This is a genomic window from Cohnella sp., from assembly GCF_041640265.1.
In the GTDB taxonomy this organism is placed as follows: domain Bacteria; phylum Bacillota; class Bacilli; order Paenibacillales; family Paenibacillaceae; genus Cohnella.
In genome coordinates this window covers 37,810-58,029 of the sequence record NZ_JBEQAP010000006.1, presented here as the reverse complement: position 1 = coordinate 58,029, position 20,220 = coordinate 37,810, and the positions used below count along the sequence as shown (strand labels likewise).

At 36.2% G+C, this 20,220-nt stretch carries 17 protein-coding genes and 2 pseudogenes; 10 read left to right on the top strand and 9 right to left on the bottom strand.

The window, feature by feature from the left end:
- The first annotated feature begins 183 nt into the window (after positions 1-183).
- From ACESLK_RS06780 to ACESLK_RS06770, 3 genes are read left to right on the top strand one after another with little or no spacing between them, the layout of a single operon-like run.
- Positions 184-1,812: a hypothetical protein gene (locus tag ACESLK_RS06780; protein WP_372663791.1), complete on the top strand. Its 1,629-nt coding sequence runs from the start codon at positions 184-186 to the stop codon at positions 1,810-1,812.
- A gap of 34 nt (positions 1,813-1,846) precedes the next feature.
- Positions 1,847-2,062: a hypothetical protein gene (locus ACESLK_RS06775; RefSeq protein WP_372663789.1), complete on the top strand. Its 216-nt coding sequence runs from the start codon at positions 1,847-1,849 to the stop codon at positions 2,060-2,062.
- Between the two features lie 41 nt (positions 2,063-2,103).
- Complete coding sequence (locus ACESLK_RS06770; RefSeq protein WP_372663787.1) at positions 2,104-3,414, top strand: copper amine oxidase N-terminal domain-containing protein; 1,311 nt, start codon at positions 2,104-2,106, stop codon at positions 3,412-3,414.
- A gap of 63 nt (positions 3,415-3,477) precedes the next feature.
- Here the strand turns inward: ACESLK_RS06770 and ACESLK_RS06765 are convergent.
- Together ACESLK_RS06765 and ACESLK_RS06760 are read right to left on the bottom strand one after the other, a co-directional pair.
- Positions 3,478-3,909, bottom strand: a pseudogene (locus tag ACESLK_RS06765) (IS21 family transposase); the annotation flags it as partial.
- A gap of 12 nt (positions 3,910-3,921) precedes the next feature.
- Complete coding sequence (locus ACESLK_RS06760; protein WP_372663785.1) at positions 3,922-4,182, bottom strand: hypothetical protein; 261 nt, start codon at positions 4,180-4,182, stop codon at positions 3,922-3,924.
- A 663-nt stretch (positions 4,183-4,845) separates the two neighbouring features.
- Here ACESLK_RS06760 and ACESLK_RS06755 point away from each other — a divergent pair.
- The 6 genes from ACESLK_RS06755 to ACESLK_RS06730 all read left to right on the top strand — a co-directional run bounded on the left by ACESLK_RS06755 (position 4,846) and on the right by ACESLK_RS06730 (position 12,718).
- The gene (locus ACESLK_RS06755; protein ID WP_372663783.1) at positions 4,846-5,835 is read left to right on the top strand and encodes an SIR2 family protein; all 990 of its coding nucleotides are present in this window, start codon (positions 4,846-4,848) and stop codon (positions 5,833-5,835) included.
- Between the two features lie 18 nt (positions 5,836-5,853).
- Positions 5,854-7,557, top strand: a complete 1,704-nt coding sequence (locus ACESLK_RS06750) for an ATP-binding protein (protein ID WP_372663781.1) — start codon at positions 5,854-5,856, stop codon at positions 7,555-7,557.
- Between the two features lie 340 nt (positions 7,558-7,897).
- Complete coding sequence (locus tag ACESLK_RS06745) at positions 7,898-8,239, top strand: hypothetical protein (RefSeq protein ID WP_372663779.1); 342 nt, start codon at positions 7,898-7,900, stop codon at positions 8,237-8,239.
- 53 nt (positions 8,240-8,292) lie between these two features.
- A complete protein-coding gene (locus ACESLK_RS06740) occupies positions 8,293-9,495 on the top strand; it encodes a hypothetical protein (protein ID WP_372663777.1) in 1,203 nt (400 codons plus the stop codon).
- 90 nt (positions 9,496-9,585) lie between these two features.
- On the top strand, positions 9,586-11,652 hold the full coding sequence (locus tag ACESLK_RS06735) for a protein kinase domain-containing protein (RefSeq protein WP_372663775.1): 2,067 nt from the start codon (positions 9,586-9,588) through the stop codon (positions 11,650-11,652).
- Between the two features lie 37 nt (positions 11,653-11,689).
- A complete protein-coding gene (locus tag ACESLK_RS06730) occupies positions 11,690-12,718 on the top strand; it encodes a hypothetical protein (protein ID WP_372663773.1) in 1,029 nt (342 codons plus the stop codon).
- Positions 12,719-12,863: 145 nt separating this feature from the next.
- On the opposite strand, the gene ACESLK_RS06725 is transcribed toward ACESLK_RS06730, so the two are convergent.
- The 7 genes and pseudogenes from ACESLK_RS06725 to ACESLK_RS06695 form a co-directional block, all read right to left on the bottom strand.
- Positions 12,864-14,144 (bottom strand): HEPN/Toprim-associated domain-containing protein, encoded by a 1,281-nt coding sequence (locus ACESLK_RS06725; RefSeq protein WP_372663771.1) that lies wholly within the window; start codon positions 14,142-14,144, stop codon positions 12,864-12,866.
- A gap of 44 nt (positions 14,145-14,188) precedes the next feature.
- On the bottom strand, positions 14,189-14,584 hold the full coding sequence (locus tag ACESLK_RS06720) for an aspartyl protease family protein (protein ID WP_372663770.1): 396 nt from the start codon (positions 14,582-14,584) through the stop codon (positions 14,189-14,191).
- The gene (locus ACESLK_RS06715; protein ID WP_372663768.1) at positions 14,565-14,825 is read right to left on the bottom strand and encodes a hypothetical protein; all 261 of its coding nucleotides are present in this window, start codon (positions 14,823-14,825) and stop codon (positions 14,565-14,567) included. The genes ACESLK_RS06720 and ACESLK_RS06715 overlap by 20 nt, the downstream gene beginning before the upstream one ends.
- Before the next feature lie 487 nt (positions 14,826-15,312).
- Complete coding sequence (locus tag ACESLK_RS06710) at positions 15,313-15,747, bottom strand: DUF6173 family protein (RefSeq protein WP_372663767.1); 435 nt, start codon at positions 15,745-15,747, stop codon at positions 15,313-15,315.
- Between the two features lie 96 nt (positions 15,748-15,843).
- Complete coding sequence (locus tag ACESLK_RS06705; RefSeq protein WP_372663765.1) at positions 15,844-16,929, bottom strand: GerAB/ArcD/ProY family transporter; 1,086 nt, start codon at positions 16,927-16,929, stop codon at positions 15,844-15,846.
- Between the two features lies 1 nt (position 16,930).
- Entirely contained in the window at positions 16,931-18,013 is a 1,083-nt protein-coding gene (locus ACESLK_RS06700; protein ID WP_372663763.1) for a Ger(x)C family spore germination protein, read from the bottom strand.
- Positions 17,997-19,504: pseudogene (locus tag ACESLK_RS06695) on the bottom strand (spore germination protein). The gene ACESLK_RS06700 and the pseudogene ACESLK_RS06695 overlap by 17 nt, the downstream one beginning before the upstream one ends.
- Positions 19,505-19,659: 155 nt before the next feature.
- On the opposite strand from ACESLK_RS06695, the gene ACESLK_RS06690 reads away from it, so the two are divergent.
- Entirely contained in the window at positions 19,660-20,190 is a 531-nt protein-coding gene (locus tag ACESLK_RS06690) for an SRPBCC family protein (RefSeq protein WP_372663761.1), read from the top strand.
- The last annotated feature ends 30 nt before the right edge of the window (positions 20,191-20,220 follow it).

Here is a 20,220-nt window from a genome sequence, read left to right as displayed (position 1 = left end):
GTTACTATAGTCATTGATATTAAATGTCGAAAACCATATAATCGTAGTAAATCATGGAAAATGCTATCGAATTATCGCCGCAATTAATTGGTATACCATCTTCAACACCACCACCACTTAACCCAATAGAATGGCAACTCGATTCAAAGAAATACATATCGATTATCAATTTCGAAAAGGAGTATGGAAAACTTGAACTTAACAGAGTTTACTCAAAAAACAGACTTATCCTCTAAGCCAAAGAAACAACGTCCGATTTTAATGGGACTAGGATTTCTAACGATCGTTGCCATAAGCTTAATAATTACATTTGTGCCTATTGGTGGTTCAGAATCAAATGATTCGGGGTCACTTCGGTTGGACACTCTACAGCCGATGAACAAGGAGCAAGTAATCAAACTTCTAGGGGAACCGGATGAGATTGTTGTGAATAATGATGAAAATTATACGTTTGGTTATGATAACGGTATTTCCGTAAGTGGTACTGAGCAAGGAGTTTATGAATTCTTTGCACAACAAGCTATGATCAAAAAAGATTCTAAGGCAGAATATGAAATATTCGGAGTGGGACTTGGTTCATCATTCGATAATAATGTAAATCGTCTTGGAAAACCAAATCTCTCATTAGTGGCAGATCAAAAAAAAGCTGCTTTATATATTCTCAAAGACATAGACTACCTTTTCATTCTCTCGACATCTTATAATTCCGATTTAATCTCAGATATCCAATATGCGTCTTATAACGACAGTCTTGTCTCTGCAAATCTTGATCTTGGGAGACTCTTAGTGCGCGAATTTTCAGAGGAAGGTTCTAAATCAAATTACAATATTACAGATCGTCAAACATCTCCAAATGGAGTCCTTTATTCGATGGAAGGGTTTAATATTTGGGTAGATAAACAAAATGTTGTTAAAAACATAAATATTTCAACAGAAAGTGTATATAACTTTCGAGGATTGCGAATGCACGATAGTATAGAGAAAGCAAATCAGATATTTGGAGACCCTATAACTACTTCTAAAGGTGTTTCGAACACCACCAGATATACTTATATTTATGAAGAAGGTCCGAACACCACATGTCTAATCCTCATTAGCGTTAATAACGATAACAATAAAATTCAGTTCATTGAAGTTCAACCAAGGTATACAGTAAATGAATCAACCCTACTTCCTTCCGAAAACACAGAGTCTGTTCCGATAGACATGTGGGCGACGTTGGACGACTATCAAAAAACCAGCTTCAACGAATATTTCAGTATGTTTAGTGAAGTGGGTTTTGGAACGAATCCATATATTAAAGAAAGTGAGATCAGGCTTTTTAGTGATGACGAGTTGATAAAATTCGCTATCGCTTATAATATCGAAAACTTTGAGGATAGATATGGTATTGACAGTGATGACCATGAATTCATAAGTATTCCGGATGCTTATATTAGCGACACAATATTACAACTTTTCGATATCGATATCAGTCATAAAAGTGTCAGTGGTTATGACTACAAAAATGGTAAGTATCTATGGAGTTCATATAGATGGGCCAAGGTTTATGCAAATACATTCTCTCAAGTCGAAACGCTCACCAATAATGGAGATGGAACATATTCCGCAGAAGTTAGCATCTACACGGACAACAGCTACTACGGTCCCGATTCGACAGGTCAGGATAAATTAGCTTGGTACGAACCTAAGGAATCTGCTTGGGGTAACGATAGCCAATACGCTTATATCGGTTCTGGTAAAGCCATTTATAAGGATGGAGATATAGGTGGTTTAATCCTCACACACTATGAAGTCACAAGCATGTACTAATGCTTCTATTAAAATAACGAAAGGTGGAAGTATATTGATCCCAGTATATGTTCTACTAAGCATCCCATTTGGTTGGGCGTTCATAAGCAAACTACAAAAGAACATCACAGTCTTTACAACCATCTCGAACTACATCGTATACAAGATTATCCTGTCCACGTTCATCGGTTGGGCAGTTACTCCGTTCTACTTGATCTATTACATTATCAAAATGATTCGCAGCTTAACAAAGCAAAAAAACAGTCAGTAGAAAGTCATCCATTCCATCATACGAAAAGAGGATCTGTAACCATGATAAAAAAATTATTAGCTTTCAGTATTGCCCTTGTACTTACGCTTAGTTTGTCCCAAGCAGTATATGCATCTGAAATTGGAATAAAAATTGTCGGACAAAAAGAGGGTGTAGTACATACTCAAGTAGTTGTGGACGATATCGCAATGTTTCCAATTGGAGAAATCCTCAAATTCCTTGACATCAGTGGGTCCGAGACTATTATCATGAATGAAACTCCAGCACATTCATTGATAACATTTCAAGGGCAATGCTATAAAATTACGCATGGAATGACAGAAGTTCAGGAATATGAAGTGAATGAAACAGGAGCATGCATTAATGCGACTGGGGATATCCGCCAACTCGAAAAACCAGCCACATATCTGGATGATTATCGTCTTGGGATCTTTGTTCCACTGAGCTTCATTAGCGATATCTCGGCAAACTCTAAATATGGAAATAAATTTGATACTCGTTACATTGAAGAAGATAAATCTCTGGAGTTCAGTATGTACAAAATAGATGATTCTGGTTCAAAGCAACTAATAAATCCAGTAACACTTGCAATGAAGATCAATAGCCCATGGCTGCTAACAGTAGATGATGGTAATCTCTTTGACGACAACGATCATAATGTCACACCGGTTACACGTCAAGGCATCACACTACTCCCTATCGCACCGATTATTAGTCAATTAGGTGGCCAAACAAAATGGGATGGCGCAGCTCGTAAGGTCACGATTACACTCAACTCCGATACGATCGAACTTTGGATTGACCGTAAATCGGCAGTAGTTAATGGAGTTGAAAAGGAACTTACTGTTGCTCCTACCTCTATTAACGGTAGGACTATGATACCAGTCAGATTTGTAACTGAAAACCTTGGCGCTGATATACGTTGGTACAAGGATTCACAGATGGTATTGATCTATTTCGGGGATGCCGCGGAAAACGACACAGATTTATTCAACTTTGAATATAAGATTAACTTGCTCGATGCTTATCAGAAGAAAGAGGACAACCATAAGACGCTCGAAGATGTTGTGAAGGAGATCCAGGATGAGCATTCAAAAATTCAATACAATGATACTGATCCACTTGATTATGCTGGAAAAATGATTTATGTAGGGGACACTGTCGGGCTTGGAACATTTGATGGAGTCGTGAAGAAAATCAGCGGAACAAAGGTGCTTGTATATTGGAATCATGCCAGTTTCTTGGTAGATAAGGGAAAAGAAAAAGAGACTGCTGAAGTGTTCGGGATTAAATGGCTTTCCGAACAATGGGTTGAGGCCAAAACGGTCACGATTAGTAGTTCTGGTTATTAAAGCCTTAATGTATGAGAGCGCTGAAGATGGCTCTCTTTTTTTTGGTTTTTCGCCATCTATTATTCAACTTCCGTAATGGGAAGCCATTTCGTAATAAGTGCGGTTCACATTGGGCTCATAGCGATCCGCATGCTTCACACCGGATTTTAAGTTGTCTGGAACGAGTAATTCTGGGACGCCGCCGAAGAACTGAAAGGCGCGTACATGGCCGTTTACAAAAGACTGAAGGTCCTGTCCCCACTGTGCTTCCGCGTAGGAGTAGCTACTGGCACCGAGCGTAGCAACAAATAACTGGGCCTCCCTGATTTCACCTGTTTCTCCGTCAATCACAGGGATTTTCGGCCCTGCATAGTCGATAAACAGTTTCTCGCCAGCCTTGTGTTCTTGGCGCAAGGAAAGCTGAAGGGACTTCTTCCACTGGTTAAACCGCTCGTAAAACTGACTGTACTGATAGCCCTCTGGGTACAAGCTTTTGTACTCCATCCAAAGGAGCTTGAGAGTGACACCTTACTTTTTAGATTCTCTGCACATGAGATTCCAAGCGGGTTCCTTGCGGTTCTTGGGTCTGCCCATTGCCTTAGGAAAAAGCAGGGACTCCAGCTTACGTTCGTCCAGATTAGCTGGCAGCGGCCATGATAATCCGGCCTCCTTGGCACGAGCTAGAATGTTACTAACGGTACCGTGTGGGAGGGACATGCTTCGGGCCATTGCTCTTTCACTTAAACTCGATTCGGCGTGTAAACGTAGAGTGTCTAATACACGTGGCAAGGCTATCCTCCTTCGTTTCGGCAAAGCTGTGTACTCCTTTCGGTTGATGTCCATTAGACATTCGACCAGTGAATTACTACAACCTTTGCTGATGGGATAGCCGTTTGAGAGGAAAACTGGAAGGGGAATAGTGGATAAAACTTTCCGGAATGGCTGACCAACACTTTTCGGAATGACTGGCTAAGACTTTCCGGAACCGATGACCAATACTTTCCGGAATGGGTGGCTAAAACTTATCGGAATACGCATTCAGCATATTCGCTGAACCCTTTATTTGTGTTGACAGGTGCAGCAATAAACTTAGAAAGCTGTCTGTTAACATGTTCCACAAGATGATCTGAGTTACGTGTTTCGCCGGGGGGAGTCATGAGATGGTTCCCCTGAATGACTTCTGCGCAGATCGAACAAAGTGGGGCGTTCCGCGAGGACGGAGCGAAGGAGCATTACCTGAATCTTTTTTTAGTGATTTTCAATAATTCAGTTCATCAGCTTTAAATTTACGTTAATACGTTGAAATTAACGTAATTATAAAGGTAAATACCAATAATTGTCGAATTGAGTAACATTGGGAAACAAAAAAATGATTTCACCGAATCTTCACACACGGGAAAATTCTACGTTTCAATTATCACTAATTGAGACGTAATTAAGGATGGTTTTAAGATGGAACAAGGAGATGTTTTTAAGATTATTCAAAAATATACTCAAGATGTGCCACTAATATTAATTGGTACTGGGGGTACAATACCTTATGGAATTCCCGGCATGTCACAGTTAGCAGACCACTTAATTGCTCAAGTTGGTGCGAAGCATAATTCTGATAAAGATTGGTCTCTATTTCAAGAACGTTTAACGGCTGGATTGGATTTGGAATCTGCATTAACGGGATTAAATTTGTCTGAGCAGACCATGTATGACATCACTAGTAGTACTTGGAAACTAATTACTCAACATGATTTGAAACTTTTTTATAAAATGCTGAAAAACGAGATTACCTTGACATTAGGGAAACTATTAAGAGCAATGTGTGTACCCCACCCAATGCAAGTCAATGTGATCACTACAAATTATGATCGAATTATTGAATACTCATGCGACCAATTCAATTTATCTATTAATACGCTTTGTGACGGTCGATATATGAGGTTGATTGATACTGAATTAGTTAAACGGAACCATAAAGTGAATTTATTAAAAGTCCATGGATCTTTAGATTGGTTTGAACATGAGAATGGTAATGTCTACTCATTACCATTGCAGAGTAATATTCCTGAGCAAATGCATCCTAAAATTATTCCACCTGGTTCTGAAAAGTATAGATCAATTGCTCAACCACCTTGTAGAGATGTGATACATATTGCTGATAATTTCATAGCAAAGGCCGAGAGCTTTTTATGCATCGGTTATGGCTTCAACGATGAGCAGATTCAGACAAACATAATCAGTGCAATTCGCAAGGGTAAGCCTATAGTGGTCGTAACAAAAAAATTATCAGATACTGCACTCACAATGATTTCTAAAAATGCTGTTAAATATGTAGTCATACAAGAAAGTATTACATCTGGCTACACGGATTTCTTAATGAAAGATGCGATGCATACAGAGAAAGGCGAATTTTGGAAAATAGAAGATTTTTATAATATTTTATATTAATTTTAGGGAGAGATCTAAATGGCAATCTTGAATTTTCCTGATGCTCAATCAGTTGGAAAAGTACAAAGTGTGGATACTTCCTCAGTTGTTGTGAAGGTAAATAGAAGTGACATGCTTTCAAAATTACAAGTTAATCATCTAGTTGCTATTCGTGCTTCTAAACGTGGTCAGCATCTTATTGGTCTAGTTGTTAAGATTATGCGAAAATTTGATGAGGAAATAGAACCAAATAATGACGAGGATGCTCGTTCTAACGATATCGTCAAAATAACTTTAATTGGAACGTTTTTTGATAAAATTGGACTGATTAATAACCAATTCAAGCGTACTTTAGAGTCTGTACCAGAAATTGATGCTGACTGTTTTATCATGGATGATGTAACTCTTACTAATTTTATGGGGGTAATATCCCAAAGTAACGCAGATGCTAAAAATCCTTTGTTCATTGGTACTTATACAATCAATGATAATGCGAAAGCTTGGTTAGATGGTAATAAGTTGTTTCAACGCCATGCCGTTATTGCTGGTAGTACTGGCTCAGGAAAGTCTTATACTGTGGCCTCTTTAGTTGAACAGATTGCGCAGTTAGACTCGGCAAATGCAATTCTGTTTGATATTCATGGGGAATATGAGCCAATTAAAGGAAAAGGAATCAGACATTATAAAATTGCTGGGCCGGCAGACAATGTTAAAGATGGCAGCATGTTTTTGCCGTATTGGCTACTCACTTATGATGAAATGTTATCATTGATGCTTGATCGTAGTGATAACAACGCTCCCAATCAGGCAATGATATTTAGTAGAACAGTTCTACAAGAAAAGGAACTGTTCCTAAAAGAGAATGATAAATTATTTTTACTTGAAAATCTAACTATAGACAGTCCGGTCCCATATAAGATTAATGATCTTATTAAAGGTTTAGAAGATTTGGATACAAAGATGGTACCTGGGGCATCAGCCGGTAAAGAAAAACAAGGAGAGTTCTATGGTAAATTGTCTAGATTCATCCAAAGGCTTTCTGCAAAAATAGAAGACAAACGTTTAAATTTTATATTCTCCCAAGAACCAGATTTACTATCGTATGATTATATGAATTCACTATGCAAGGAATTGATGGCTCCCGCTTCTCAGGGAGGGGGAATTAAAATTATTAATTTCTCAGAAGTGCCATCCGATATTTTACCACTAATGGTGTCTTTGATAGCAAGAGTGGTATTCTCTATTCAACAATGGGTAGACAAAGATAAAATTCATCCTATTGCTTTATTTTGCGATGAAGCTCATCTCTATATCCCTGCTAATGTACAACAAGGGGTTGAAGCCTCAAGTTTATTAAGCTTTGAACGAATTGCAAAGGAAGGAAGAAAATATGGGGTTGGTTTAGTAGTCATTACCCAGAGACCATCTGAGGTTAATCGTACAGTACTTAGTCAAAGTAGCAATTTTATCGCAATGCGATTAACCAATGCGGATGATCAAAGTGTTGTAAGAAAACTCCTTCCAGATAGCTTGGGGAACTTTGCGGAATTATTACCTATTTTGGATATTGGAGAAGCATTGGTTGTCGGTGATGCTAGTTTGCTACCGAGCAGAGTTAAAATAGCTGAACCTACGCAGCGACCTAATAGTGCCACAGTTAAATTTTGGGATAAGTGGTCAGAAGGGCAAGTTCCAGATGTAATATCTATTGCTGTAGAATCATTGCGAAAACAGTCCAAGTAAATGAAAACTTAGCTCAACAGAGGATTCAGGATAAGCACTCGGTTTTCTAGTTTGCAACATGTAAAATTTGAATAGTGTTGAACGGTCGCAATATTTCCTATTCGTGTATAGATTCTGGACGTTTATTACATGTCATTGAGGTGAGATTATTAAGGAGCTAATCACTCTTTTCGAGAAAGCCAATAAAAGGTTTCTCCTAGGACAAGATAAATTAATCATCAGTGGTGTAGCTGAACGAACTTTGTGCGGATCGTTGATGATTTATCTACAAGATGAACTGAAAAGATCTGCATATTCAAGGTACTATGTAGATGTCGAATATAACAGAAATAATGGAAAAGTGAAGACTATCATAAATGAAAACATTGAAGTGATACCAATTAATTGCGACATAATAATTCATAGTAGAGGCGAGATCATTTATCAAGATAATTTGATTGCTTTAGAAATGAAAAAATCGGTAAATAGAGAATCAGAAAAAATTAAGGATAAGAACAGGCTAATCGCTTTAACTAAAGATAAGTTTGATGATGTCTGGTCGTTTGACGGTACAAGTCTTCCTGAACATGTTTGTAGATACGGATTAGGCGTTTATTATGAAATCAATGCCGCGAAGGGGAAAGTATATATGGAGTATTACATAAAAGGAAAGTTAAAATATACAAAAATGCTTGCTTTTTGATCAACTCTAAGAGCACTTGACTTCATTTAATTTTAATAAAGGTGGTAGAAGGTTTGAAAGATACAGAGTACATGTTAAAGGGTTTAAGTGGAGGAGAATTACAGCAGCTTGCATTTGAGCTATTACCAAGAATGAATCATGAATTGGAAGGACTTATTCATAGTGGAGCTGTTGAAGGTACCCACAAAACCAGGAAGGGTACACCTGATATGTGGAAGGAGTCTGACGAAGGTAATCTTGTTTATGTTCAAGTGACGACTGATTCCAGATTCGGGAAAATGTATGAGGATGTTGCAAAAAGCGTCGAGCGACTTTTGGAAGAAAACAGAGCTGAAGGTGCACTTTGTATAGCATTTGTAAATACCGAACCTCAGTCTAATGAAGTACTTCGATGTCAGATATTATGCCAACAGAATGGCTGCCGATTTGAAATCTTCCATAATAGTAAAATTGCAAAAGCTTTGAATCAAGTGTTCAACCACGATTTACGAGAATATTTTTTAAATATAACACCGGATATTAATAAAAGTAATAAAGTGGTTTTGGTTACTCCATTACAGAAGATTGAGCCATCTTCAGATCCCCGAGTTTTTATTGGAATAGGAGTGATTCTGAGCGTCATTACAATGGTGATCTATTTAAGACATCAACCTCTTATTTTCTGGACAGGAACTTCCATTTTTGTTGTAATGGCTCTTAAAGCCATATACCGAATTTACACTCTTAAAAAGAAAAATGTTTTCGAAACATTAAATTCTAAATATAAGAGGGCACTTTGGACTCCTGTATTTGGTTGGGTAGGAGCTATGGGGGCTATGAGCATTACAATATTCCCCTTTTACAGTTCTGCACAAATTGAAATGGTTAAAGAGGAAATAATACAGAATGGAATGAACGGCATTGTATCGCGTATTGTTGAGATGTCCGTTAAGAATCCGATGGATTTTGTTTTTCTTTTAGGACAAGTACTATCTTTGTGGCTTCTTGCCTTTTTATCTTTGCTCCTACTCACGTTTGAAGTATTTCATACTACGCATATTATTCTGAACAAACGTAAAAATTCTAAGAGTATTATGTCAAAAATCCTTGGTTGGATTAATAAACGAACTTCATTCTCGCAATCTTTGATTTTCTTGAATAGTTATTTAATCATAGTCAGTATTATATTCGGAAGTGGTCTTTTTGCAATTATTATTCAGCATTTTCAAAGTTCTACTCCATCAGTTCTGAGTCAAGCGATGTCTTTGATAAAATGATTCGTAGTTCAATATTTATTGCCAGAAGAGATCCTATCTTATGTTTTATTAATACATTTTGGAAAATAGTTGAGTGAAAAGGTGTTCAAAATGGAGAGAATGTATGATTTAGATATTATCTTAAACGGAGAATATGAATTAAATAGTCAGAAGTTTAGAATTACAGAGCTTTTAGGTTCAGGGGGTATCGGAGTGATCTACGCAGCATCCAATGTTGCAAATGATCATAAGATATGTGTCAAGGTATTAAACCCAAGGAAAGAATACGCACCTCACTTTGAACAAATAGTAGAACGATTTTATCACGAGGCAACAAGAGGCAAAGAATTTAAACATCCTAATGTTGTGAATATATATGATATCACTACAATTAACGGTTTTCATTGTTACTCGATGGAATACTGTGGACATAAAACTCTAAAAGAATTAATAAGAAGTCAGCATGATCTTCAATTAAGTGACAAAATTGATATTTTCTTTCAAATATGTTCTGGACTGAATTATATTCATCAGGTAGGTGTTCATAGAGATTTAAAACCGGACAATATTTTAATCAGCAATCTAGAATTTAGAAATATCACGATTAAAATATCTGATTTTGGAACTTTCTTTGATATCTCTGACATCTCTAAAAATCCTGAGACACAAATACAAGATAGATTTGGATCTCTTGCTTACATATCTCCTGAGCAAAGACAGGGTAAAAAATTAAATTGCCAAACTGATATATACGCTTTAGGGTTAATCTTTTATCAGTTATTAATTAATGATACCTATGAAATTAGATTAAATCAACAAAAGTATGGGGTGTACCTTGATTATAATGACAAACTTTTATTGCAAAATATAATAGGACGAATGTGTGAAAATGATTTGAAATTTAGATACGAAAGTGTTAATGATATTTTGCTCGATTTCAAACCATTAATAAAAAAAGGGAGGTGGGACTTCGAAAAAATTCAATTTCCGGAATGGGTCAGAGAGAGAGACATAATCGTTAATACCGAGTACTGTTCTTCAAATTTGATAAATGAAATAAACTTGGATAAAATCACATTTAAAGGTGAACTTTGGTCTTTTGATTTATTTGATGTATTGAAGGAATATCAAGTTGAGACCGAAGATTTCAGCAAGCCAACAGAAGTAGTAATTAAAAACCAAGTTGTAGTAGTAGGTTGGTCAACTGGTTATGCAACAGCTGTATCTTTGATGAGGGGTACAATGAGTTGGTGTAAAAAAATTTCTGAGAATCCAATTATCAGTACTCCAATTATATATAAAGATAAATGTATTTTTGTTGATGAAGTCGGAAAAATAATATGTGTGCATTTATACACAGGAAATTTGATCTGGGAAGAAAATATTAACAAAGAATGTACAAGCCCCTTGAAAATGTGGGGAGATTTACTTTTTCTAACTACAAATGAAAATATGATTTTGTTGTACAATATTGACAAAAGGGAAATTATTAAAGAAGTTGAAATTGAATATAATCACTTGAAAAAAGAAGATAACGTCAAATATGTTGAAATAAATATGTTGATGCAACACAAAAATAACTTGTATGTATGTTTTGGTGATCATATAAAAATATTTAAGGACATTGTTAACAGCAATAAAATAATGCATGTATTCTTACCAACTGTAACTTATCGCTATTCAAATTTTTCGGAATATTTTGTGGGGTTTACAATTGATGATAAAAATATATATGCAACTGCTAGCAATGGTGCGGTCTGCTGTAGTGATATAGAGTCTGGAAGTTTAATATGGGAAATAGAAACTGCTGAATTCCCATCATTACCATACTCGTATAAAGGATATATTTGTTTTACAACTGATGCAGGTTACTTGTATATGTGTGATAAAAGGACTGGAGCGACATTAAAAAAGGTTGAAATAGATCATCACTACAATGAAAAAATAAAAGGTGTGTTACCAATTATTTCTGACAATCAAATATTATATTTTAGTGAGTTGGAGATAAAGGTGATTGATTTTAACTATTTCGAAAAGATAAAATCACTATATTCATGGAGTACGACTCATTGTAAAATTCCATTTAGTATTGAATTTAAACCACCTGTTTTTGTATCCAATATAATGGTTTTTAGTGGCGATGATGGAATCTATGCATTTGATTTTGATAAAAAATAACTAAATGGGAAAGCCCTAATCAAGGAAGAGTGATATTATGACTTTTAAGGAAACCATTGAATTATTTTTAGACCAAGTATCTGAGAATTCTTATGATATTTATAAAAATAAAATAACGGTTTTTTACAAATTTTTAGTTATTGAAAAAGGAATAAATGATAAGTCTTATCAATCATATCTTGAAGGAATGAAAACTGAGGAAATTATTGAGAGTTTAAACGACTATATTATTAGCAACAAAATTAATAGTGAAAGTGTTGCTTGGCATTACATATCAGTGGTAAAAAGATATTTTTTATTTATTTATGAGGTTAAAAATTTGAAAATTCAAAATGAAAACTTAATTAAATCATTTAGCCTTTCCCAAGATAATATTGACTCATTTGCGTACAAAATAAAAAAAGAAATTTTCGAAAATAGTAATTTAGAGAGAAAAGATTCAAAAACAGAGCTGACACAGGAAGAAGTTGAAGTATTAATTTCGGAATGTGATCAGCAAATCAAAGAGTTGTTAAATGGCGGTAAAATTTTAGAGTATAAAAAATATCCCTCCCAGTATAATGATTTCACGTCATGCTTAATAATTAAGCTCTTATTGTTTACAGGGGCGAAATATCAAATAATCATTAACCTTGGATCATCAGATTTAAAATTGAGTCAACAAACAATAATCATTAATGGATATTGTATTCGTCTACCTATTAATCTCTTCACACAGCTTCTAGAATATACGAAGATAAAGCAAAAGATACAAAGTGATTTTTATAAACAAAACTCTAAATCATTGTTTATTCGTACTGATGGGGAAAAACTTAAAGGAACTTCTTTTGTCTCTGATACTTTGGTTCAATTTACAGGTAGAGGAGATACTACAGGAATTATCAAATTCGCTATAATTGAAATGATTAAAAAGGGAATAAACCAAAGTGTAATTCAAGACTTTACGGGTAACGGTAGCAAAATATATGATTACTGCCAATCAAAAGTAAATGAGAGTAAGAATCTGTCTGTAAACCGGTACTTAGATTCTAAACTTCGGAGTTTAGAAATCTATGATTTATTGTGAACGCTCATAATCTTCCCAAAATCACGGTTAATTATGCTTTACAAATCTACTAATTAGAAGGTAGTTTGTTTTGGGAGAGAGAGTGGGCGAAGCATTTGCAAGTGTGTAACATACTAAATCTTATGCTTGATATAGCTCGCACCTTTTAATTTGCTGACAGATCGGCTAAAAAGATTGATTCCCAAAGTAATATAAGCTTGCTCCAGTCTTGATTATTAAGATCAGGATTGTTTAATTTTTCTTCCATTTTAATGATAAGCTCTCCTTTATTGACGATAGACCCCTGGTACATATCCAACTTTTCAACATAATTTGTCCATTTGATTGGAAAAAATTCGTGATTGTTCTTAATTATATCTTCCCCAAAAAATAATTCGATACTTACAGCTAAACCATTAATATCTAAATAGCTTTTTCCTGTGGGTCCTAGTGTAGGGTAAGAACTGCAAAAATCAAGTTTGGGCAACTTTATAATTTTGATATTTTTGAGTATAGGTATTGTTAAAAGACTTTGTATTTCTGCCTCAGCTGCTGTATCATTATCAAATACTGCAACTATACGGTTTCTTATTCTAGCAGCAGAAAATGACTTAATCAACTTCGTTAAATAGGAGGCTCCTCCATCGGCCTTATAATTATGGAAATCAAAAAAAGTAAATAAATGCTTGTATTCAGGAAATAGTATTTCCAGACTCCTTGATAGAATCTTAATATCTGTTTTTCCCTCTGTCACGATTACTGTAGTATCCATGAAATTATCATAATATTTTAGAACTTCAAACTCATCAACCCATCTGCCGTGAATAATATGAGTTAAATCATATTCGACAAAAGTATCATCTTGTGAGTTTATAAGACACATATAGATGTCGAGTAAATAATCAAGTAAGTGCTCTTCATTTTCATATATCTCATCATAAAAAAAAGGATTTAAATAACCACCTGAAGATAGTTTTTCGATTATCACCTTTGATATAGGCTGAATGGACAAGTGTGGGTAAATTTTCATTATATCATCGTTATAAATATCTAAATTTGAAATCTCTAAAATAGACCTTAAACAATTAGAATAGTTTTCAAAAGTTAAATCCCTATAATACATTTGTTCATCATCATCATCACAATTATGCTCTAAGTTATTTGATTGTTGATACTCTAAACCACTCTTGAAGTAGGTTTTTAACTTTTCTTCACTGCAACCCAAAATTTCCAATCGTGTTCTGGCTTTATTTACAGACGTTCTAAATAAGAGTCGTTCATCTTCATCTAAATTTTCCTTGACTCTTATGAATTCAAGTGGTGAAAATAATCTTAAATGGGTCCCACTAAACGTATTTTTGACAGCGAACAGGTGTATTCCATTTATCGACAACTCACAATATGATCCTATATTAATTACACCTGCTTTCTTTGACTGATCAAGCAATATTGTAAGGCGATAATTTTTTATTACTAAAAGGCTTGAATATTCTATTCAAGGTTATCGAGTGATAAAGTGAACCTTTTTAAATCTATAATAGCATTGAATTTGATTAGAATATCCAATCCAAGTAGTCCATTAATATGGCCATGAGGATCGATCATACCAAAGTCCAATTTTATTTCCTCTAAACGAGCCGTTCCCAAAAGCACACTGTCAACGGATTTGGAGAAAAAGTTGTGCAGGCTGCCGCCGACACCGTAGAATGAATGAACAAAGTCGTCAGACTCGGCAAACAAGTCAATATCTTCGACTGCGTCGGGCGAAAGAATCGTTTCCGCAGCGCCCGTGTCGATGACTATATTGTCAATGATTTTCCGGGAGCCTCTAAACTCAATCTCCAATGAAGTGAACAGCAGACCGTCCCTATATTCGATGTTTATCATAGCTTCCTCTGAATCCGAATAGCGGCTTGATTTCGATTTCGATTTTTTCTTTGCCTGTGTGGTAGACAAGCACATCATCTTTCGAGCGAACGAGTTCTCTGGTTGCGGTCTGCTCATCGTCAAAGGCTTGGATGACGGCCACATTTTCAACATATCTGACCTGATTTTCAATATGAGATTTTAGGATTTGCATTTTCACGAAGCGATCGGGATACAACTGTCTAACTTCCTGCCATTGCAAGGAGAACACCCCCGAGTATTTGATAATTTGATCATATCATTGGACTGCAGGACACGCCACTTTAACTCGTATTTCTTTCTAACATTTCTTCTAACTTCAGTACGATAGCAATACCTCGAACGTATCACAAAAAAATCAGAAACATCAGCTGAAATCCCTTGTCCTGATTGGGTTTAAAGCCGATGAATCCGACACGCAGAGTGACCGCCCAAACGACATTTTCAAGATTCAGGTTCTAGTGGTGTAACAGCCGTGGAGGTTCGAGTCCTCTTGGCCGCACCATACTATCAAACCGGAAACCCCTTACCCAGTAAGGGGTTTTATTTTAGTGTCGCCCAGCACATGAACTACCCAATAATTATTTATTGTGAATATGTATTTTTTGCTTTTACTTCCTGCAACGAAAACGCCATAGGTACTATCTCCTTAAGAGGATGAACGAACAAAGAGTTAGGGAGAGCGTACGGAGGAATTGGAAGCCATGGAATTAATCATCTTTCTCTCCAATTACGAATCCTATACGTTTAGCAGGTTCGTTTGGGTTTGATTTTGGGACGGTAGTCAAAAGAAAACTAAGTTGACTAACGTGCTGAATTAGTTCTGACTTAGTTCCATTCACGTAACCATAGAAATGTATAAGCGATGGGTTGCTATATCCAATACTACTTACCTGCAATACGATTGATTGCCCAAATGCTGCTAGCTGAACCGCAACTTCCAAATTGTCATCGAGTGTCGCTTCGAACTCATTTATTGACTTCATGATAACTTCATATTGATAGTCAGCGAATTGATAGTTCCTTACAGATAGAGAACTAACATCTTTAGCTTCTAAAACTTTTGGCATCTTAAAATTGAGTTGACGATCTCTCTGCATAGACTGTTCTCCTAATTTTTTAATAGGATCCATAGGATCGGACAAGTGTTTTTCCCCCCTTCAAAATTAAATGTAATTCAGTACTAAATTTCGACATTCTTTAACATATTCCTTTTTTGGCTTAATGGGTAAGTGTTCCATTCAGATTCGCTTAACGACCTTTTTCTTAATAAAAAACAGAATAAAGATCAATGGAATATATCCATATACAAAATAGAAACTAATTTCCGATATAAAGTCATTTAATGCATCTAGCTCTACGCGTTCATCAATCAGAATTGTAGTAATAAATATAATAGCGAGAAGGAAAGGCAAAGTAATATTGGGTTTAATATGTATCGTTTTCTTTAAGATTCTTGTAGAGGACCAGATAGGAATACAGATGGAAGGAATGATCACTAATAACCACATGGAGATAAAGATAAGCTCGAACCGTTCCACAAAGGGCATCTCTATAATTTTCGTCATGGATAGTGTAGGCCAAAGTGTTACAAGCAATTGTCCTTGACTGAAGAAAAGAATGGTTACAATACTGATTAGTAGACTTGATAATATGTAACATAACAATGCGAAATGAGCCCATTTTTTTGATTTCTGGGGATCCCTGATAAAAGGAAGATAAATCAACAAGGTTTCAAATCCCACGAATAAAAAGCTTGCAGATTTTGATGATTGAATGATTTCCGAAAGAGAATGATTAAAGACAGGTAACAGGTTATTCAAATGTGCATGCCGGAGTGGGAATAACAATAAAAGGAGTAAGCCTCCGGCAACGATCACCCCTATAAAGCTTAAGCCGACCAGAACTCTAAAGCCTCCTGACACGATGTAATAAATAATTGCAATCATAATCAATGCCAGCTCCCATGTTGGATACGGAAATACCCATAATTGGAGTATTCCAATATACGTACGGAAAACCATTGTCGAAATCAGTATAAAATATACGCTTAACAAGCAGGACAGAATTCCCCCAAATAATTTACCCAAACAAAAATGGTGAATTTGAAGTATGTCTTTGGAAGGAGATAACATCTTATAGATCATCCAAATGATAATATGGACGCTTAACCCTGTAATTATTACGGATAACCATGCGTCTTGCTCTGCATACTTTGCAATGATTCTTTGAAAGTTAAGAATACTTACACCTTTTAATGAAGAGTAAATAAGGAAAAAAGTCATAAATGTGGAGACTAAATATTTTTCCTTTATGGTCTGCTCCATTCTATTCCCCAACCCCTGACTGCAGTATCTTTACCACCGTTTCAACATCTAATGGTAAGTTAGGATAAATTGAATCAAATTCATCCTCTTTCCAGTCCCTATCTCGTCCTCTTACAAAATCTCCTATCCCCACGGGATCAACGTTACTCTTCTGGAACTTAATTAATAATTTTTTTGTATCTTCTGATATGTATCGCTCCATAGCCTGTTGAATCGATTGAAGATCTCGTTTATTGTTCAAATTTATCCCTAAGGGTACATCAGTAATCTTACAATTCAAAGAAAGCTTGAATAATATCTGTGGACTGTTCTTCAGATTCTTAACGGACATCTTCGTACTGCCAGACAGGGCTTGCCCAAATAATTGTACTTTCCTTTCACCTTCACCGAATGGAAAGTTAAATTTGCCACTCTTCTTATCATCTTTTAACAGCTTTAGAAATAAGGATTCAGCTGCATTGAGATGTAATTTCATTCTGTCCTTCTGAAAAACCGCCAACCCATTCAATTCTATGGCTCCTCGTTGGTTTATTCTAATACTGGGTAAATAAACATCTTGTCCTGAACCAAAGTATTGATAAAGCGCTGAATGCAAATTTGTAGTTGGCGTATTGTTATGTTCCATGTTTTGTTTAATTAAATGAGATAAATAAAAGGGAGGTTTTGTCTTCTCAACCTGCATTATTTTTTCGGCTTCCTGATTAGACACGACGAGGAATATACTGCTCCCCAATTGCTGATCACTATTCAAGGAACTAATAAGATCGGATAACCCTTTCGTAGCAAATTGCTGGCCAATGACAATAACCATCGTTTTTCCCCATTCAATTGGAGAGGAAGTTTGATCATTATATTCTATAAACAGCCCATGTACGGTTTCCGCTTTTCCGATAAGAATATCTTGTTCATCTTTATTAACATATGTTGAAAAAACCGCACTTCCATGTAAACGCCCATCTTTAAAATCATAACCTTTACTTGAAAGGATAACGATATCATCAATTATCCTTGCTCTCTCACATCCGGTCGAGGTTATGATGGCTAATAGTAAAAATAAACAGAGTGCCTTACTCATCATCATCATAATCATCCTTTCCCTGTTTAACACGATAACGGATTAGATTCTGCGGGCGAAGATATGCTGATCTTTTTGAAGTGATACTAAGGGATGATCGAATGAAGCTATCAGCAAATTGTTTGATTCTAAATGGAAATAGCGGAACCATATAAGGGGTACCAAGTGACTTTAAGCGTAATAAATGAGTAAGTAATATTGTTAGCGCAAAGACAATACCTAATCCTCCCCAAATGGTTGCAAAAACGATAAATGGAAACCGTAACAACCGTATCGTGTTAGACATTTTAAATATAGGTGTCGTAAACGAAGCCAAGGCTGAAAGTGCTACGATAATAAGCAAAATATTACTAGTTAAAGCGGCAGCTACCGCTGCTTGACCGATAACGATACCTCCAACTATTCCTAATGTCTGACCAATCTTTGTAGGCAAGCGTGCACCAGCTTCACGAAGAAGTTCAATTGTAATTTCCAAGAATAGGACTTCAATAATAGGCGGGAAAGGGACATTAGCCCTTGATTCAATAAGTGGACCTAATAAATCAACGGGTACAATAACATAATGAAAGGTTACTACAGCTACATAGATGGGTGAGGCGAATATAGAGAAGAAAACACCGAGAAATCGGATGAGGCGGAAAAAGGATCCTACAACCCATGGCAAGTAATAATCTTCGGGGGAAATAAAAAAATCAAAAATCGTGGAGGGTCCTGTAATGACATAAGGTGAACCATCACTTAAGATGGCGACTTGCCCACTAAGTAAGGCATACACTACACGGTCTGCTCTTTCTGAAGATAAGAACAAAGGAAATGGACTATTCGAATTATCCGAAATGAGTTGATCCAGTATCGAACTGTCAAAAACCACATCGGCATCAACTTCCTGTAATCTTTGTCTAGCAGTGTTGACGTGTTCTTTATTGGTAATCTCTTCAATGTAAGCAATCATTACCTTAGATTTAGATAGGGACCCGATGGTGATCTCTTCGAAGATTAATTTGGAGGTTACAATTTGCCTTCGCAGCAAATTTATATTCGTATGTATATCTTCAACAAGGCCTGTCTTTGGACCAACTACGCTGAATTCATTCTCGGTGTCATTATATTGTCTAAATCCTCTTTTGGAATTCTGAGTATTAATTAGGGCGGCGACGTATGATTGTTTAATTGCACCGCAATATAGCCTTGTGTCAGTTTCAGTTCAACTTCAGCCGGATCGGAACTGATCTGAATATCTTTAATAGGAATAATTCGAATTAATTCTTCTATATGAATGATTTGGTTATTATCGATCAATTGAAGCGGCGACAGTATAAATCGATTGATTTTCTCTTCATCCACCAACGATTGATAACACGATAAGGTTAAACCATTCTTATCTTCAGATAGTGCGTACTGTATAAAGTCATCAGACTTCGAAGCTTGTTGGAGTACTTCCGGTAAGCTGGATGCTTCTTGAGAAGTCTGTTTGGGTTTTTCATGACGAGAGGAAAACAGGACGGCAACCTCCTTGGATATATGACTATGTAAAAGTATTTTCTTTGCTATCCTTAAATATTCATTTACCTCGCTCTCTGGCAGACAATATTCCTTGACAGATATATTCCCTATGAGGTATGTTTGATGCAAGAATAAAATTTGGAGGATTACAAATGGCTGAAAACAAAGCAACAAACAACATGTCAACGAAGATGGAAGATAATGAATTGGTAATTACCCGGGTCTTCGACGCTCCACGCGATCTAGTGTTCAAGGTATGGTCCGAGGCCGAGCATCTGAAGAACTGGTGGGGACCGATAGGATTCAAGTTGGGTGTCGTTGAGTTTGATTTCCGTCCGGGCGGCTTTTTCCACTACAATATGTTGTCCCCTGACGGCTACGAAATGTGGGGTAAGTTCGTATATCACGAAATTGAGTCGCCGGAGAAGATCGTATACGTCAACTCCTTTTCAGATCCGGAGGGCAACATTGTCCGGGCTCCATTCAGCGCTGCTTTCCCGCTGGAAATACACAATCTTCTGACTTTTACTGAATTAGAAGGCAAAACAACGATAACCCTGCGCGGTGGTCCGATCAATGCTACAGAAGAAGAGCGAAACTTTTTTGAAGGCATGTTCGAGTCTATGAAGCAAGGATTCGGTGGAACCTTCGATCAACTCGATGAATATTTAGCGAAAGTTTGACTATAGAACAAAATCATCTATAGGAGTGCG

Excerpts from the sequence above, each read along its gene's own strand:
- ACESLK_RS06770 (WP_372663787.1), top strand. The coding sequence starts at position 2,104 with ATGATAAAAAAATTATTAGCTTTCAGTATTGCCCTTGTACTTACGCTT.
- ACESLK_RS06730 (WP_372663773.1), top strand. The coding sequence starts at position 11,690 with ATGACTTTTAAGGAAACCATTGAATTATTTTTAGACCAAGTATCTGAG.
- ACESLK_RS06700 (WP_372663763.1), bottom strand. The coding sequence starts at position 18,013 with ATGATGATGATGAGTAAGGCACTCTGTTTATTTTTACTATTAGCCATC.
- ACESLK_RS06780 (WP_372663791.1), top strand. The coding sequence starts at position 184 with ATGGAAAACTTGAACTTAACAGAGTTTACTCAAAAAACAGACTTATCC.
- ACESLK_RS06690 (WP_372663761.1), top strand. The coding sequence starts at position 19,660 with ATGGCTGAAAACAAAGCAACAAACAACATGTCAACGAAGATGGAAGAT.
- ACESLK_RS06720 (WP_372663770.1), bottom strand. The coding sequence starts at position 14,584 with ATGATAAACATCGAATATAGGGACGGTCTGCTGTTCACTTCATTGGAG.
- ACESLK_RS06705 (WP_372663765.1), bottom strand. The coding sequence starts at position 16,929 with ATGGAGCAGACCATAAAGGAAAAATATTTAGTCTCCACATTTATGACT.
- ACESLK_RS06755 (WP_372663783.1), top strand. The coding sequence starts at position 4,846 with ATGGAACAAGGAGATGTTTTTAAGATTATTCAAAAATATACTCAAGAT.
- ACESLK_RS06735 (WP_372663775.1), top strand. The coding sequence starts at position 9,586 with ATGGAGAGAATGTATGATTTAGATATTATCTTAAACGGAGAATATGAA.
- ACESLK_RS06750 (WP_372663781.1), top strand. The coding sequence starts at position 5,854 with ATGGCAATCTTGAATTTTCCTGATGCTCAATCAGTTGGAAAAGTACAA.